We start from the raw sequence: 15728 nt of genomic DNA on the forward strand, positions 1-15728 counted from the left end.
GGGGAGCCTGGAGCTTGTCGTGGCGGGCACACCTTGTCACACAGCACTGAGTGCGGACCCCACGACGGGCTGTCTTCACGTTGAGGCGGCCGGTTCGCAGGGTTTGTCCTCTGCTGCACCGCACACGCCCTGGAACTGCTTGGCAACTTACGGTGCTCAGCAGGTTAGTTGGTGCCACTGATAGTCCCCGATGCCGTGGGCGGCGGGGCTCGGCCAGGCGAGGCGGTATGAGGAGCTCGGAGAAGAGGATCGCCGTGTTGGAAGTGCTCCATGAGCACGAACGAGCCGCACGGCACGCCTGGGTGGTGGACGATGCGGTGCCCGCGTCCTTCCAGCAGAGCGCGGAGCTGGTGGTGCGCGAAGGGCTGGCCGAACTGGCCGACCGGGACACCCGCGCCGAACTCTCTGTGCTCGCAGCGCGCCCCGTGCGCTGGGCGGCGCGGCTTACCGACCACGGCCGTGACGTCCTCGCATTCGCGCACGCCTGGCTGCCGACAGAGTCCGATGAGCCCCAACCCGGGCCCGGCGAACGCCTGGTGGAGCTGCGCCCTGCCCAGATGAGCGCCGTGCGCGTCTTCATCGGCCTCGCTCACGAACTGGCCACGCCGACGGCCGACGGGCTCGCCGAGCGTGTCCGCACCGCGTCCTTCAGCCGTACGGACAACCGGTGGCGGCTCTGTCTGACCGAAGAGCAGATCACCTCGGTCGCCTACGGGCTCTGTCTGCACCGGCTCACCAGCTCCGAGGCCGAGGCCAATCGCTTCGCCCGTGAATATGGCGTGGCCTACCGGCCTGCTCCAGTGACACGTCGGCCGATGCCCATGGTCAGTCGCGTGGTGAGCAGACCGGATCACGCGGCGAGCGAAGACTGATCAGGGCCTGGTGCTTCTGCAGCGGAGCACCAGGGACACATGGGTGCTCCGGCGGCCGAGGGTCGCTGGCGATGGCCGGTTGGCCCGGTGCTCCGCAGGACCGTTTCTTCCCCTTTGTCGATCGATTTTCAGCCGATTGCATGATCCAAAGGGGAAGATGTTTGCGATTCCGTCATGTCTGTTGCACCTGTCGTGCACGATGAGCGCCGTCATGCTCACTGTGTGCGAGGAGAGATCGTGAGCCAGGGGTCGGCAGGCACGGCGGGTTCCGGCGATCCGCTGAAGTCGGGCCGCCGTGTGCGGTACATCAGGGACGAGATTGTCCCGTCCGCGCAGCGGATGGTGCTGGGCAACGCGCTGTGCTCGCGTCGCACGGCCATCGGCCTCAAGCAGGAGGAGGTCGCACGGCTGCTGGGTGCGTCGAAGTCCAAGGTAAGCCGCATCGAGACCGGGCAGCACCAGCTCAAGGAACAGGACCTGGCCCAGTTCTTCGTCATCTACCGCATCACGGACCCGCTGGAGCAGGGCCAGTTGCGGGAGCTGGCGGAGGAGGCCAACCAGCAGCCTTGGTGGCAGGCGTGGTCGGGGGTGGCCTCCAAGCACCTGCAGGCGGTGGTGAGTTTCGAGGACATGGCGCAACGGATCAGGGTGTACGAACCGCTGCAGTTGCCTGGTCTGCTGCAGACGGAGAGCTATGCGCGTGCGGTGATCGCCGGCGGAAGCGCGGATGTGCATCACCGTCAGGCCCTGGTCGATCTGCGGATGGAGCGCCGGCAGCGCTTCCAGTCAGCCGGCGCCGACAAGAAACTCATCTGCGTCCTCGACGAAGGCTCGCTCAGGCGCCGGTACGGGACGCCACGGGTCATGCAGCACCAGCTGGAGCACCTGGTCGACCTGGCGAGCACCCCCCGGTATCTGATCCGGATAGCGGAACAGGACCGCTACGACCTTCCGGTGCACATCGGTTCCACGACGATCTGGGAGTTCTCCGCGCGGATTCTCCCCGACATCGCGTACGCGGAGGTCTATGACGGCGGGCTGATCTTCCAGGACGAGGAGCAGGTCGACAAGCGCAAGAAGGCGTTCGACCGTCTGCGGGGAGCATCGTTGTCCCCTCAGCGGTCGATACAGCGGCTCAAGCACCTGCTGAGCTCGGGCTACTACCGCTGACTCGGGGCTGCGCTGGCGCCTATGGTTTGCGGCCGACACCGGCATACAGCGAAACCTGACCATCCGATACCAAGGCGGGACCACTGCCGGGTTCGGGACGCCAACGATGGGCGACGACCAGTCCGGGATCGACGAGCTGTAGTCCGTCGAAGAAGCGCAGCACTTCAGCCCGGGAACGCACCTGGGCCGGGGTCCCCCGCTGTCGATAGGTGTCAACGATGGCGGCCCAGGCTTCCGGCTCGAAGTCACCCGTGCAGTGGGTCAGGCTCAGGTACGAGCCTGACGCCAGCGGCTCCAGCAGCTGGCTGACGATCTGGTAGGGATCCTGGTCGTCGGGGACGAAGTGCAGCAGAGCGTGCAAGCTCAAGGCCACTGGTCGGCCGAAGTTGATCGTCCCGGTCGCCTTAATGGCCTCCAGCACCCTTCCGGGCTGTGTTGCGTCGGCCTCGACATAGCAGGTCCTGCCCTCGGGGGCGCCGTCCAGAAGTTCGTCGGCGTAGACCAGGACGATCGGATCGTTGTCCGCATAGACGATCGTTGCCCGCGGCGTCACCTCCTGGACGATCTGGTGGAGGTTCGGCGCAGTAGGGATTCCGGTGCCGATGTCGATGAACTGGCAGACCCCTTGACGGGCCAGGTAATGCGCCGCCCGATGCATGTAGGCGCGGTTCACCCGGGCCCCCACCTCAATGGCGGGAAAGACCTCGATGACGGCCTGCGCCGCCTCGCGGTCCACGGCGTAATTGGTCTTCCCGCCCAGGTAGTAGTCGTACATGCGGGCGCTGTGCGGCCTGTCCTGCCCTAAGTCCGCCTCCGTGCCGCTTCCTCGCCTGGATGCCGGCTGTTCCCCCACGCTCTTCCCCTCATCGTGGTCCGCACGCCCGATCGCAGGGCAGCTGCTGCACTCCGTTGCATCGGCCTCATCCCTACTGGCAGACCCGTCGTACTGTCCAGTACGGAATTGCTGACCGTTCGTTCATCCGTGCCCGTCCACCCTGGTCGGAGCACCGTGTGAGCGCTGTCATCCCGCACACCAGGCTGGCGCCACGCGGAAGTGGCCCGTCCTTCAGCGTTGCACGGGCACACACGTGGCGAATAGCGCGAGGGCTCACGTCACTTAGAGCCCACCACCCGCCACGGCCGTCGTGAATGCTGCCGCCGCAGGACGCGAGATGTCCACAACACAGCCCTGCGGCACCTTGGAGTCGCGGAAGAGAACCCGATCGCGAGTCGGCTGCGCGACCTCGACGCACGCGCCGTCGGGATTGCTGTGCGAACTCTTCCGCCAACCCAGCAACGCCCTGCGCCCAGTCACGGTCGAGCCGACCTGCGCATATGCCAGAGTCTCCATCCGTGAACCTCCGCAGTGCTTGAACTCGCCGCTCCGCAAATGCAATTGCATCCGCCTGTCACCAGGAGGATCGCCGCCGTGGCGGTGTCTATGCACACTTGGGGGAACTTTGTCTTAATCAGGTTGATCCACGGGGCATTGCGCTACCTCTGTGCAGCCGTGGGCTTGTCCTCCTGCCGTGTTCGCTCTCTCTTCACCCGCGAAACAGCCAGGCAACAACGGCAGGGCGCTGGGCTGGCGCACACAACTGGCCGGCCCGCAGGCCCGAGACACGGCGGACAAGTGCGGCCCCCATCAGGGGCGCAGGTACGTCACCGCCGCACAGCATGCACCCCCGGCGCCAACACCTGTTAGCCGCCGCTGGCCGCCCCTCGGGACGAGCCAGTCCTCCTGGGCGGGCACGCGGCAGTGAGGCATCCGGTGAGCATGCCCGGGACGAGTCATCATCCGTCGTCTTCCCGGCCCCGCCGTGCGATCACGTGCACCATCGGGCCGAAGGTCGAACCTCGACCCACACGGTGGGGCCGAGCATCAACGTGAGGCTGTGCGGGGTCATGTCCCCACAGGCTCCTCATGCCGCGCCTCGTCCTGATCTGCATCATCGAAGCGCAAGTCGCGTGACCGTGAGTCTGACCGAGCTCCGGGTAGGCCGACCCCTTGGATGGCACAGGCTACGCCGGTGGGTGTCCCGCTGGACGTTTCCGCTCTCGCCTGGCCCGTTCCAGGCCAGGCGAGAGCGATGCTGCTCGCTCCCAAAATCTCGGCACGGGAGCAAGCCCTTCCGGATAGAAGGCCGACACCGAAGGTGTCCTGGTTCCATTGACGCGGGTCCGCAGTGCAATTGCAAGAGAAACCGGGAACTTCCAACCGCACGTGTGCGAACTCGGCCAAGCGTGCGCCACGGTGGCCATTCGTACGCCCCCGCAACAGCGCCCGGCAGATCCAATTGTTCCGTGATTCCATGACGACGTGGCGTGACAACCGTGCCGCCCCCCATGCTGGTTGACCTCTCCGGCCGACGGATGGCACCCGTCGGCCCGAGACTCCGCAGTGGCTTCCCCGGATGGGCCCTGCGGTCAGCAACGGCCGGACGTCGAAGGATTTTTGGGTGATTCACAAACAGAAACAGATACCGATCACCGTCGTGATGGTGACTGTGTTCGCCTGGAGCACAGTCATGGTGGTGCTGGGACACGTCGCTGCTGTCGCCACGCTCGCGCCGGCCCTCGGCCTGACCGTCCAGCAGATCGTCAGCGCCGCCCGGCCGCAGACCGAGCCCGACCCGGCACGCCCCATCGAAGCGGCCAGCGATAAGGAAGGCCGCGCCTCGTGACCACGCCTTCCGAACCGCTGACACCCGCCTCCCGCCCGGCACTGCCCCGGCCCGGGCGCAAGCTCGGTCCGATCGCGGAGAGCGTGGGCAGCGCCCACCGCGCCTGGCTGGCACCGATGCGCGACACGTACCTCAAGAGCGGGCTGACCCTCAGTGAACTCAGCATCCGGGTGCGGCTGTCCAAGTCGAAACTCTCCGAGCTGCTGCGCGGAACCGGCCTGTATCCCCGATGGGAGATCGTCCTCAGCCTGTCCGTCGAGCTGAACATGCCCCAGTGGCCGCTGAACCGGCTGTGGCGGTACGCGGCCCTCGAAGCTCACAAGACCCGCGAGTGGATCGACCGTTGCAGCGAGAGAACCACGGCCGCTCTCACCACCTCGCACACGGCCCCGCCCCTGGACCACTGTGCCTTCCGCGAGCTGGTCGAGAGCAAGTACACCCTGTACGCCCAGGTCTTTCTCGACGATGATCAGCGCGACAGCGCCGTGTCCGACACCTTCGACATCCTCTGGCTGCGCTGGAACGACGCGTTGGCCAGCCCTGACACTCGGCGCTTCGCCTGGGCAGTCCTGCGCGCCACCGTCATGGCCCGGACGCCGCACATCGACGGCCGGCCCGAGTTCGGTGCCGCGGCCTTCGACACCGTCGCCCTGCGGCAACTGCTCGCCGCCGCCGCGCGCATGAACCAGATGGCAGAGAGCCTGGAGCTGTTCAAGGCGATGAGCAGGCTGCCGGACCACCAGCTCGACGTCATGGTGTTGCTCAGTCTGTGCGGGTTTACCCCGGGCGGCGTCTCCGCCCTCCTGGGCGTCCCGCTGGCCACCGTGCAGTCCAACGAGCGCCACGCCGTCCACTTCCTCGAGAGCGTCATCCCGCCCCCCGAGACCGAAAGGACCCCTGCATGACCCACATTGAAGAGATGCTCTCCCGGGCGCTGCTCGTGCGCGACCGTACGGTGCCCCGCGACATCGTTCCGCCTTCCACAGCGGCACACCGCCGTGACGCCTTCCTCGCCGATTCCAGGCTGGCCAAGGACAGCGCGTCCACCGAGGCCGCCGAGGATCTGCGCACGCTGTGTGAAACCGTCGTCGCCCACATGCCCGCAACCTCTGTTGCCCAATTCGTCACCGAGCAGGTGCCCGAACCGCGCAGCGCGCTGATCCTCGCGTGTGTCCTGCAGTTGACGGACACGGACGACGGGGCACGCTACTGGTGGCAGTACGCTGCCGGCGCCGGACTGCCTACCGCCGCATACTGCCTCTACCTGCACCATCTGGCCCTGGGCGAGAGAGCTGCGGCCGCTTGGTGGCACCGCCAGACCGACGACGTCCAGCCGCCACCCGAGGTACCCGTTCGCACGCACTCACCCATGGCGCAGCCCGTCCGCTCCCAGTTCGAGCACGACGGCGACACCTCCGCCACCTCGATCCTGCACGTCCTGCTCCACATCGCCAAGTACACGGCCCGGCCTCGCCCAGCGGCGATCACTGAACTCATGGCCCATGTTCCCGTTGCCGTCGCCACCGGCTACCTACGCCAGCCTGACGTGGAGCTTCCACTGCCCGGTACGGGGTTCGCCCGCAAGATCCGTGCCCTAATCGCTACTGCCGCCAACAGACCCCGCGTACCCGGCGCCTTCCCGGCCCGTCCAGACGCCCGCGAACGCGCAGACCTTGACTCCGACCAACCCCTGTCCGGGACGCGCACTGCCGAAAACTCCGCAGCAGTCCACACGCAGAGGGGAGAGATTGCAACACATTGAAGGGCCGCCGACCGTCGGGTGGCGCCTCTCATCAGGGCGAGTAGCGACTCCCCACGGCGTCTGACCTGCCGTGGCCGGGCCCATGGTCGGGGTGGTCAGCGTCGTGGTCGGGCTCATGGTCGCGGTCAGACATGAGGGACGTATCTGGCCCCCGGATCGCCGACGATGCGGCCGCGCAGCAGGCCGAACTGGCGCGCCGCGCGCAGCTGGTGGACGAGCTGAGCCAGGAGCCGGACGACACCAATCGCGGCCTGATAGCCCTGCACACCGAGCTGGAAGCCGCGTGGCGTGCCGAAGCCCGACTCGCGGCCATCGTGGCCTCCTCCGACGACGCCATGATCTCGGTCGGCCCCAGCCACCTCATCCGGACCTGGAACCCCGGTGCCCAGCGGCTGTTCGGCCACACCGAGCAGCACATCGTCGGCCGGAGCATCGACACGCTCATGCCCGAGGCGGCCTTCCGTGTCTTCCAATCAGTGGTGGAGCAGATCCGTGCCGAAGGGCACTCTGACTCTTACCAGAGCCGCTGGCGCCGCAGCGACGGCACGGATGTCGACGTGGCGGTCTCTGTCTCGCCGATGCGTGACGCGGAAGGGGCCCCTGATCCGCTTCTCGACGGTGGCCCGGGACATCACCCACCCGCTGGTCGCCCAGGCCGAGTTGGCCGCCGCCAGTGCCGACCGCGAGGTGATGGCCGAGCGAGACCGCATCGCTGGCGACCTGCACGACATGGTGATCCAGAGGGTCTTCGGCGCCGGCCTCGCGTTGCAGAGCATCACCGCCCGCATCACCCGCCCCGACGCCGCGACGCGGATCCACGCGGTCATCGGTGAACTCGACGCCACCATCAGGGAGTTGCGCGGCACCATCTTCGACCTCAACCGGCCCACCCAGAAGGCGGCCAGCCTCCGCGCCCAGGCCCTCGGCGAGACCTCGACCGCACAGGACCGGCTCGGCTTCGCCCCCTCGGTGGAGTTCGACGGCCCCATCGACACCGCCCTGCCCGACGAAACCGCCGCGCACCTGCTCGCCCTGCTGTGTGAGGCCCTGTCCAACGTAGCCCGCCATGCCCACGCCACCGCCGCCTGGGTCGCCGTCCACGCCGGAGACGAACTGCGCCTGAACGTCACCGACAACGGTCGCGGTCTGGGTCGGCCCACCCGCAGCAGCGGCCTGACCAACCTGCCCCGTCGCGCGGAGAAGCTCGGCGGCACGTTCGAGGTCGCCGACCGCCCCGAAGGCGGTGCCCGCCTGCGCTGGCGCATCCCCCTCACCACTGAGGACGCGGCCCGCACCCCCTGCCCCCAACCGTCCGGCGGAGGCGGTCGCGGCGCGATATCACGCGTTTCTCCTTGATGCCGGGCGTATCGAGTGGGGCGCATGGCGTATCGAGATGGTGTCGGTTATGGGTTCGCCGTCATGTGGTGCGCTGGCGGCTCGTGACGCGTGGTGTGCGTTGGGCGACGAAGAGGCGGCAGGAGACAGGGTTTGGGTGGTCGGGGGAGTCCAGTACGTGGACGCTGTCGAGGATGAAGCCGTGGTCAACGAGTAGGTCCTCCCAGAGCTCGACGCCGAGGATCCACATCCGTACGGGCAGCTGCTGGTCACCGAGGGGGAGTTCCTCCATCCTGGGCTCGACGCTAGTGGCGGGGCTCTGGCCGGTCTTGGTGGTGTGGATGACCGAGAACGCGAGTCTGTCGCCGGGCCTCAGCGCCCGCGCGAGCACGGGCAGGACCGCGGAGGGATCGAGGTAGCTCAGCCCGTGCCGCGAATAGATCATGTCGTAGGGCTGCTCGGTCATTGCGAGATGGTCCACGGCATCGGAGAGCACCAGGTGCAGGCCGTCCTGGTCCGGGTAGCGGGCCAGGGCCCGCTGGTGCTGGGCGGGCGACGCCTCGATGGCGTCGACGAGCGCGCCGTGGTCCCGGGCGAGGTGGGCCGCGTGGCGGCCCAGACCGGAGCAGAGGTCCAGGACGCGCCGTCCCGTCAAGTCGCCCAGCACCTCGCTGCCCGGCCCGACACCGGCCCAAAAACCCCAGTCGATCCGGTCGACCTCGCCAATCTCCGTCCCCTCGCGGATGTGGTGTTCTCCGTATGCCGTCCAGCTGGCCATGTTGGTCAAATCGCTGTTCACCAGGGTGTCTCCCGTTCAGAGGGCCAATGCCGCGGGTCAGTGGTCGAGCCGGAAACAGATCAGCCGGTCGAGATCCTCGACGTGGCCGGCCGGCCAGCCGGTGGTGAGCTCTTCCACCTCGGCCCTGGACAAACCCCGTGCGACGGCTTCGTTGTCGAGGCGGTCGGCCAGCTCAGCCACGACCCAGACAATGCCGCCGGGGGTGAGCAAGCGCCGCACGCGGTCGAGGAAACGCGGCTTGTCACCGATGAACTTGTAGGCGAGCCGACAGGTGATCAACGCATAGGAGGAATAGCGCAGTTCGTTCGGGCCCCCGGCCGTGAAATCGAGGAGCTGAAACGTGAGGCCCTCGACGTCGGCGTGCTGGTCGGCCGCGAGGGCGACGGCGGTGGGCGCGCAGTCGATTCCAGTCGTCCGGTAGCCGAGGTGCCCGTGCAGGTAGCGGGCGAGCATGCCATCGCCACAGCCGATGTCGAGGGCCGTACGGCCGCCCCGGTTCCGAGGTACTTCGCCATCCGTGCCCTCTCGGTGTCGATAACTGGTCGGTATCCGCTGCCGGGAAGCGCCATGTGATTAGCCTTCCAACTCGCTGCGACCAAGATCATTCTTGTCCAATTGTGCACGCCTGCCCCAGATGGGCAACGTCCTCTCGAATCACGTGGTAGCTCTTACGCAGCGCCTTGGCGAACTGGCCGCGCAACTCGCTGGGGAGCGACCCGGCTCCCAGTGCGCAGTCGTGGAGGAGTGCACGGCAGTCCCGCACCTCCCGGTCGGTGGCGAGGGCAGTGAACAGAGGGTGCGTCAGGGTCTCTCGGGCGGCGTAGCCGTCAGTCGTCTTCATCGTCCGGCGGTGCAGCTCCGCGACCACCATGCGCCCCGCAGGATCCTTGGCCGAGTTGACCATGTCCAGCACTGCGAGTCCGAGCCTCGTATCGAAGACAGCCATGCCGTCCTGGTCGGGGCGTTCGAGGTAGGTCGTCGCCAAGTCCTGCAGGGAGCGTCGCCAGGGTCGCCCCGACACGCGGTGGCAAAGGACAGTCAGGCAGTCGGTGACGGCCCTCTCCCATGCCTCTCCGGGCGTTGTGTTGGCCAGGAGGTTGTCGGCGTCGAAGCTGTTTTCGCTTGTGAGAGCGGCGAGGACGGCGACCTGGCGGCCGTCCAACATCCTCTGCCCGATGCCTCGGTGCGTCTCGACGTGGGTGAGTGCTTCGGCCCAGCGGCCGGCAGTGGTCAGAGCGCGTGTGCCGTCGGTGAGGAGGACTCGCCACAGCCAGGCGCGGACCTCTTGGCGGTCGGCGGCGTTCGCTACGAGGTCCGCCGGCAGAGCGATGTCCTCGACCTGGACGGGGCTTGCGGTGGTGACGGCGTCGAACAGCGCCAGGAGGCATTGGCGGCCGTCGTCGCCCTGCCCGGCGCGGAGTTGGAGGCGTGCCAGGTTGACGACGGGTTCGAGGGCGCGGATCGCGGCCCTCGCGGTCAGGGGTGCAGCGTGCAGGTAGGCGGTGGTGTGCTGGTGGCACATCGCGCGGGCGGTGTCCGGGGCGCCGACGTCGGAGGCGATCAACGCGGCCTGGTTGTAGACCGTGGAGGCCACGCTCGGGTCGACCAACTTCAGTGCGGTGTCGGCGAGTTCGGCCAGCGCGTGCACGCGCTGGGGCAGAGGGAGACAGGCGGGGCGGGGGCGAGCGACGAGGGGGAAGCGCTGGGCTACGGCGTCAGGGAGTTTCCACACGGTCCGCGGCGCTCCTCTCGGTGGTGGGGTCGGGGCCGAGGATGACAGTCTTCGCGGCGGCGGCGAGGGTGGCCTGCGCGGCGGGGGGCAGGCCGATCCGGTTCCAGGCGAAGAGCACGTGATGGGCCAGGACGTCACGCAGGCCACGGTGAAGCTGTCCGGAGGCTGTGAGGTGGGCCAGTTCCCTTCCGGCGTCGGTGTAGGCACCGGCCCAGTCGGCAGCGTGGGCCAGCGGTCCCCCCGCGCGCATCACGTCCTCACCATTCACGGAGACCAGCCGGTGCACGGCGGCGTGCAGTCGGTCGCTGTTGTCCCGTTCGGTACCGGCGGGCAGCGCGCGATGCGTGCCGACGCGCGCCCAGACGTCGCCCTGCTCGTACCAGTCCAGTCCGGCGGAGCGCATCAGGAGGCTGCACAGCATGAGGGAGGTCTCGCGTCGGTGTCTGCCGGCGTCGCTCGGGAGAAAGTCGATGATGCTGCGGCTGTCGCGGTGGAAGAGGCGGTGCGCGGACGCCATGGCTTCGGGGCCGCCGAAGGCGTGTACCTCGGGTTCGTAGATGATCTCCGTCCACGCGGTGATGGCCCCCTCGGCGATCAGCGCGTCGAGGACTCGGCCGATGCGGTCCTGCCCGTCGGCGGCGGGTTGGTAGCGCACGCGCCAGCAGGGGCGCTTGCGGATGATGAACCACGCGGTGAGGGCGCCTTGGTCCTCTGCGGCGCGTAGGAGCGGGGCGAGTTGGGCCAGGGCGATGAACTCGGAGCGTTCCCAGTTCGGGAAGGCGACGTTGGCCTGGCACCAGGTGGGTGAGTTCATGAGGCGGGTCTCCAGGGTGTTCACGCCTGGGCGAGGAAGGTGTCCCAGTGTGGTGCGGGCGCGCTGTTCGTGCCGAGCGTGTGCAGGGCGAGGGCCGTTCCGGCGGTTCCGTCGAGGAGTTCCGGCTTGTGGTCGTCCTGGTCGAGGGCGGTGATCAGGCGGTCGGCTAGGTTCGGCAGCTCCGCAGTGATTTCGGTGTTGCCCGTCTCGGTGGCTATCCGCCATGCGGCGTGCAGCAGTCCGGCCATGCCGTGGCACAGCCCGGTCTCGGGGAGCTTGTCCAGTTGAAGCGGGTCGCGCAGGACCGCGAGGATCGCGTTCTCGGCGGCCTGCACGCGTACCGGGTCGCGGAGGGCGAGTCCGGCCAACTGCTGGGCGCGGGAGGTGCCGCTGACTCCGTAGCACCAGGACGGGCGGGGGCGAAGGCCGGAATGGACGTGGTGGTCGGTCGCCTGCTGCATCGAGATGTGGCCCGGCCACCAAGGGGCGGCCTGGTCGCCTTGACGCCAGTGGTCGGTCCAGGCACAGATCCGCTCGACCGCGTCGACCGTACCGGGCACGGCCAGGTCGCGCAGCAGGGCCAGGGAGAGTACGGACAGGACGGAGCCGATGCCGTGGGCGAGCCCGAAGTTCCCGTGCCCGCCGGGGTAGTCGGCGTGCGGTGCACCGGTGGGTGCGATGTTCATCCACCACGGCGGCAGCCCGGCCGGATCGGGCAGGGGCTCGGTCAGGCGCACCAGGTAGGCCAGGACGTCCCGGGTGATCTCGTGGTGGGGATGGCGGCTCAGGTGGTAGGCGCCCAGCCCTGACAGGCCCTGGATCAGGTCGAATTCCTCCATGGGGGGCCGCTCGGCGCGGTCGATGCGCTGGTGGGCCTCGGCCAGGCGGTTCTGGGTGACGGCGAGGGTCGCCGCGTCCAGTCGTTCCAGGAGGCGCAGGTACCGGCTCGATGCGCTGGCCGCACGGTGCGTGAGGAACGCGAGGGCGGGGGCACCGAAGTACAGGTTCGCGTTGGCCGCCGCGCTCACTTCGCCGTGCACGGCCGTGACCAGCCAGGTGTGTGCGGTGTCCCAGTCGCCGTGGCCGGACCGGGCGCGCTCGATGTGCAGCAGGGCGATGCCCGAGGCTCCTCCGGCGAGCGACTGGGGCCAGGCCCGGCCGCCGTCGGGCCTGCCGCCGGGCCACACGGTCCTGGGGTCGGCCAGTGCGTGGGCCAGCTCGTCGGCGGTCGACAGCGCGGCGGGGGCGGGGGCTGTCGTGGTCACGGTGTCCTCCTTGCTCGTGCCGTCCAGCTCAGGGCGGCGGCTCTGGCCAGGTGCAGGTGTGTGCGCTCCTCGGGCAGTCCCGGCCCGCGCATCCGGACGTGGTGAAGGTGCAGCAGGTCCGGCAGCACGTCGTGGGGGTCCAGGGCGGCGTCCGTCAGCGTGTGGCGGTAGGCGGCCAGAGCCGCGCGCCGCGTGGTCCAGGCCGTGGTGACGCGCTCGTCCAGGCCCGAGGGGTCGGCGTTCACCAGGTCGACGGCTTGGCGGTAGACGTCGCGGGGCGGAGCGGCCCGGTCGGTGCGGGTGTGCTCGATGAGCCAGTGCATCGCCGCGGCGGTGTCGCCGAGCAGGCCGGTGACGATGTCCACCATGCTCGCGGCGGTCACCGCGCGGGCGTCCGGTGCGTTCTTCCCGGCCTGGGCGGCGAGCTGGGCCAGTGCGGCGGCGGAGTCGGCGGCGAAATAGTGCTCGGCCGCGTCGATCGCGGTGGGGCCGCCGAACCGCGCGGTCTCCGGATGGTAGGTCTCCACGCCGGCGTGGGTGATCAGGCCGCTGTGCCGGAGCTGCCGGGTCCACTCGCCGATGCGCTCGATGGCGGAGCCGAGGGTGCCGGGCGCGCAGGCCAGACGAACGCGAAGGTGGTCTTCAGGGTCGGTGTAGCGGACGAACCACCATCGGGGGCCGCCCAGTTCTTCCAGCAGGGTCGGCAGGTGCCGGGTCAGGAGCGGGTTCTGCTGGCCGCGGTGTCCGTGGAGCTGGAGGTAGATGCGGTTGTCGCAGCCGGGCAGGTGGCCGTGCTCGCGGCCGACGACGCGGCCCGCTGCCTGGACGGGGGCGACGTTCTGGTCTGCGGTCAGGGGGATGACGACTTCGTGGGCGCGGCCGTCGGTCCAGCCCAGGTCCTGGGGTTCTGGTGCGGGGCGCAGGGTCACCGTGCCGTCGCGGTCCAGGTGGGTGCGCAGCAGGGCCCGGTGTGAGGGCTCGGTCAGGTCCAGGGCTATGCACTGGTCGGCCTGGCTCAGGTACACCCGCTCGGGCAGATGCACGTCGTGGCGCCATCGGGCCAGGGCCGCGTCCCACTGCGGCCACAGAGCCGGCGCGGGGGGAAGGTCGTCGCTGGTGAGGAGCCAGCGGGCGGGGGACAGGATCGTGCGTCCGTAGCGCAGTGCGGGCAGGAACGGCAGGCTGGAGGCGGCGGTGCCCCACATGAACCCGGTGCACGGGACGGCCAGCGCGGCGGGCGCCTCGGCCAGGAACCGGGCCAGCGGATGGGTGTGATGGCCCAGGTCCACGGCGTTCAGCAGCAGCGTGTGCACCGGGCGGTGGCGGGAGAGCGAGACCAGGTGCAGCCGTTCGGCATCCGCGGTCACCGCAAGGTCCGACACGGGGATGACGCTGGTATCCGAGCCCTGGTAGTCGCCGAGCGAGATCACCAGCTCGGTCGCCTGCGGGGCGCGCGCGACGTTCTCAGCGCGTACGGACAGCGGCGTGGAGCTGATCTGCGCGACGAGCGCGCCGTGGTGCACACCGGGCAGTGAGGCGTACGCCTCGGTCATGCGGCGACGGTCCCCGGCGTCCAGCATGCTCAGGAAGCGGCCGGTGGTCGCTCCGGCTGAGCGTGCCACCCCGACGACATGCAGCGTGAACTCGCCCTGCTGCAGCGCCGGGATGCTGGCTGCGCCGATGCGGACGGTCACCTCGGTGCTCGGCTGGACGGGGTGGCCAGGATCTGTGGTGGCCAGTTCCTCCAGCGCGGCATCGTCGAGGCCGACTTCAAGGCGGCGCTGCATCCCGGCGGTGTGGGCGAGCTTGATGAGTCGGCTGTCGCGGTCGGGCAGGGGGGAGGGCGTCGGCGCGGCGGGGGACCCCAGGTAGCCGGGCGGGTATCCAAGGGCGTCGATGGCGTCCACGACGGGTACGGCCGCCCGCGGCCCGTACCGTTCCAGGAACCGGCCGTGCCACTCGGCCCATCCGGTCAGTGCCGCACGGGGCGTGAGGCGGGTGAGCGACTTGGCTGCCGCTGCCGCCTCCTGGGCCACCGATTCGGGGATGGTCAGGTCCCAGTCCACCCGCAGGTCGAGCGCGGGCTTGGGCGTTTCACGTAATTCTGCTGCCTCGGCGTGCGCGAGGTGCTGTGCGTGAGTGAGGAGGGCGGCGAGCGGGTTGGTGGCCGTCATCGCTGGGCGGAGGTTGGTGAGCAGGAAGCGTTGCTCGATCAGGCCCGCGAGCAGCTTCTCGATCGCGGTGGAGGGGGTGCTCGGGAAGCTGCTGGAGAGCTTTGCGGCGAGGTCGCTCCACGGGATCGGGGCCCGTGCGCCGTCCAGGGCTTCACGGACCGGTCCCGTCACGCGAATCTGCACGTGCTCGGGGGCGCCTTCGCGTGTTCCGGTCGGGCGGTGCTCGATCACCACGTATCCGTCGCGTTCGACGACGAGGGTGGAGGTGAGCAGCATCAGGTGGGGCCGCAGTTGCGGGTGCTGCTCGAAGCGGTCGACGAGGGCCGTGCTGTGTGCCGCGTCCGGTCTCGCCACGGCGCGGTGCCCGGCGCCCACCTCGAGGGCGGGCGCGGTGTCTATGCGCGCTGCCGCGACTCCGGCGAACAGACCGAACGGGGTGGCGCGGGTGCGGGCGCGCAGCAGGTAGCGCAGGGCGGAGAGGACCGTGCGGCGCACGGCGGGCTCGGGCAGCGGCCGGCCGGCACAGATCTGGTCCACGCGGCTCGCGAGGTCGGGGCTGGCGGCTGTGACGGCGGCGGCGAAATCTTCCGACCAGGTCTGCTGCAGCCATGCCCGCCACGATGCCGGATTCGCGGACGGGCCGGTCAGGTCCGGCCAGACGGTCTCGTGATCGGGACTCCACGCGGCAGCCCGGACCGCTGCTGCGTCAACGTAGCGATACACACGCCCTCCTGTGGCTGCGCGGTGCCCGGCCGCGCCCGTGGAGCAGGCGCGGCGGGCACCGCAGTGAACGCGGTTCGGTGCGGCTACGGGCAGCTCACGCACGCGGTCGCGCACGTGGAGTTGCAGCCGTCGTTCGTAAGACGGATGAGCTGGTCCGCGGCGGGACCGCCTTCGACGATGGTGATGTCCAGGTCGAAGCCGGTGAGGTCCTGCTGTTCGGCGGTCGGCTGCGCGGGCGCGACCGGGTGCTCCATCTGAACGGTCATGCATGCCTCCTTGGGGGCAGGTGGTTGATGGTGCGTGGCCCGGGTCCCCAGACGGGGCCCGGGGGTCTCAGTGCCAGGTCGCCGTGACGATGCCGTGGCGTCGCAGTACGGCGTTCTGGGGGAGGGGGGAGG

The 15728-nt window shown here is 69.3% G+C and carries 15 protein-coding genes and 1 pseudogene; 7 read left to right on the top strand and 9 right to left on the bottom strand.

Going from position 1 to position 15728, the window contains the following annotated elements; genetic code table 11:
• The first annotated feature begins 227 nt into the window (after nucleotides 1-227).
• Together G6048_RS48820 and G6048_RS30080 are read left to right on the top strand one after the other, a co-directional pair.
• A complete protein-coding gene (locus tag G6048_RS48820) occupies nucleotides 228-872 on the top strand; it encodes a DUF6417 family protein (RefSeq protein WP_206342299.1) in 645 nt (214 codons plus the stop codon).
• 237 nt (nucleotides 873-1109) lie between these two features.
• Nucleotides 1110-2042, top strand: a complete 933-nt coding sequence (locus G6048_RS30080) for a helix-turn-helix domain-containing protein (protein ID WP_328827363.1) — start codon at nucleotides 1110-1112, stop codon at nucleotides 2040-2042.
• A gap of 19 nt (nucleotides 2043-2061) precedes the next feature.
• Here G6048_RS30080 and G6048_RS30085 read toward each other — a convergent pair whose 3' ends face one another.
• Nucleotides 2062-2895: an SAM-dependent methyltransferase gene (locus G6048_RS30085; RefSeq protein WP_165342758.1), complete on the bottom strand. Its 834-nt coding sequence runs from the start codon at nucleotides 2893-2895 to the stop codon at nucleotides 2062-2064.
• Nucleotides 2896-3159: 264 nt separating this feature from the next.
• Entirely contained in the window at nucleotides 3160-3444 is a 285-nt protein-coding gene (locus G6048_RS30090; protein WP_328827367.1) for a DUF397 domain-containing protein, read from the bottom strand.
• Nucleotides 3445-4501: 1057 nt separating this feature from the next.
• Between G6048_RS30090 and G6048_RS30095 the strand changes: the two genes are divergently transcribed.
• The 5 genes and pseudogenes from G6048_RS30095 to G6048_RS50055 all read left to right on the top strand — a co-directional run bounded on the left by G6048_RS30095 (nucleotide 4502) and on the right by G6048_RS50055 (nucleotide 7844).
• Nucleotides 4502-4726: a hypothetical protein gene (locus G6048_RS30095; protein WP_235990505.1), complete on the top strand. Its 225-nt coding sequence runs from the start codon at nucleotides 4502-4504 to the stop codon at nucleotides 4724-4726.
• A complete protein-coding gene (locus tag G6048_RS30100) occupies nucleotides 4723-5631 on the top strand; it encodes a sigma-70 family RNA polymerase sigma factor (protein WP_165342760.1) in 909 nt (302 codons plus the stop codon). Before G6048_RS30095 ends, G6048_RS30100 begins: the two co-directional genes overlap by 4 nt.
• Nucleotides 5628-6488, top strand: coding sequence for a hypothetical protein (locus G6048_RS30105; protein ID WP_206342301.1), 861 nt, complete (start codon nucleotides 5628-5630; stop codon nucleotides 6486-6488). Before G6048_RS30100 ends, G6048_RS30105 begins: the two co-directional genes overlap by 4 nt.
• 335 nt (nucleotides 6489-6823) lie before the next feature.
• A pseudogene (locus G6048_RS52000) lies at nucleotides 6824-7033 on the top strand (PAS domain S-box protein); the annotation flags it as partial.
• A gap of 37 nt (nucleotides 7034-7070) precedes the next feature.
• The gene (locus tag G6048_RS50055) at nucleotides 7071-7844 is read left to right on the top strand and encodes a sensor histidine kinase (RefSeq protein WP_328827370.1); all 774 of its coding nucleotides are present in this window, start codon (nucleotides 7071-7073) and stop codon (nucleotides 7842-7844) included.
• 61 nt (nucleotides 7845-7905) lie between these two features.
• Here the strand turns inward: G6048_RS50055 and G6048_RS30115 are convergent, their stop codons facing one another.
• The 7 genes from G6048_RS30115 to G6048_RS30145 form a co-directional block, all read right to left on the bottom strand.
• The gene (locus tag G6048_RS30115) at nucleotides 7906-8622 is read right to left on the bottom strand and encodes a class I SAM-dependent methyltransferase (protein WP_328827373.1); all 717 of its coding nucleotides are present in this window, start codon (nucleotides 8620-8622) and stop codon (nucleotides 7906-7908) included.
• A gap of 36 nt (nucleotides 8623-8658) precedes the next feature.
• Complete coding sequence (locus G6048_RS30120) at nucleotides 8659-9075, bottom strand: methyltransferase (protein ID WP_235990496.1); 417 nt, start codon at nucleotides 9073-9075, stop codon at nucleotides 8659-8661.
• Nucleotides 9076-9223: 148 nt separating this feature from the next.
• The gene (locus tag G6048_RS30125) at nucleotides 9224-10354 is read right to left on the bottom strand and encodes a hypothetical protein (protein ID WP_165342762.1); all 1131 of its coding nucleotides are present in this window, start codon (nucleotides 10352-10354) and stop codon (nucleotides 9224-9226) included.
• Nucleotides 10338-11168 (bottom strand): thiopeptide-type bacteriocin biosynthesis protein, encoded by an 831-nt coding sequence (locus G6048_RS30130; RefSeq protein ID WP_165342763.1) that lies wholly within the window; start codon nucleotides 11166-11168, stop codon nucleotides 10338-10340. Before G6048_RS30130 ends, G6048_RS30125 begins: the two co-directional genes overlap by 17 nt.
• Nucleotides 11169-11188: 20 nt before the next feature.
• Nucleotides 11189-12433 carry a lanthionine synthetase C family protein gene (locus G6048_RS30135; RefSeq protein WP_165342764.1) on the bottom strand — a complete coding sequence of 415 codons (1245 nt, stop codon included), beginning with the start codon at nucleotides 12431-12433 and terminating at the stop codon, nucleotides 11189-11191.
• Nucleotides 12430-15330: a lantibiotic dehydratase gene (locus G6048_RS30140; RefSeq protein ID WP_165342765.1), complete on the bottom strand. Its 2901-nt coding sequence runs from the start codon at nucleotides 15328-15330 to the stop codon at nucleotides 12430-12432. The genes G6048_RS30135 and G6048_RS30140 overlap by 4 nt, the downstream gene beginning before the upstream one ends.
• Nucleotides 15331-15413: 83 nt before the next feature.
• Nucleotides 15414-15596: an FxLD family lanthipeptide gene (locus G6048_RS30145; RefSeq protein WP_165342766.1), complete on the bottom strand. Its 183-nt coding sequence runs from the start codon at nucleotides 15594-15596 to the stop codon at nucleotides 15414-15416.
• Between the last annotated feature and the right edge of the window lie 132 nt (nucleotides 15597-15728).

It is taken from the genome of Streptomyces ureilyticus, from assembly GCF_011045025.1.
GTDB classification, from domain to species: domain Bacteria; phylum Actinomycetota; class Actinomycetes; order Streptomycetales; family Streptomycetaceae; genus Streptomyces; species Streptomyces ureilyticus.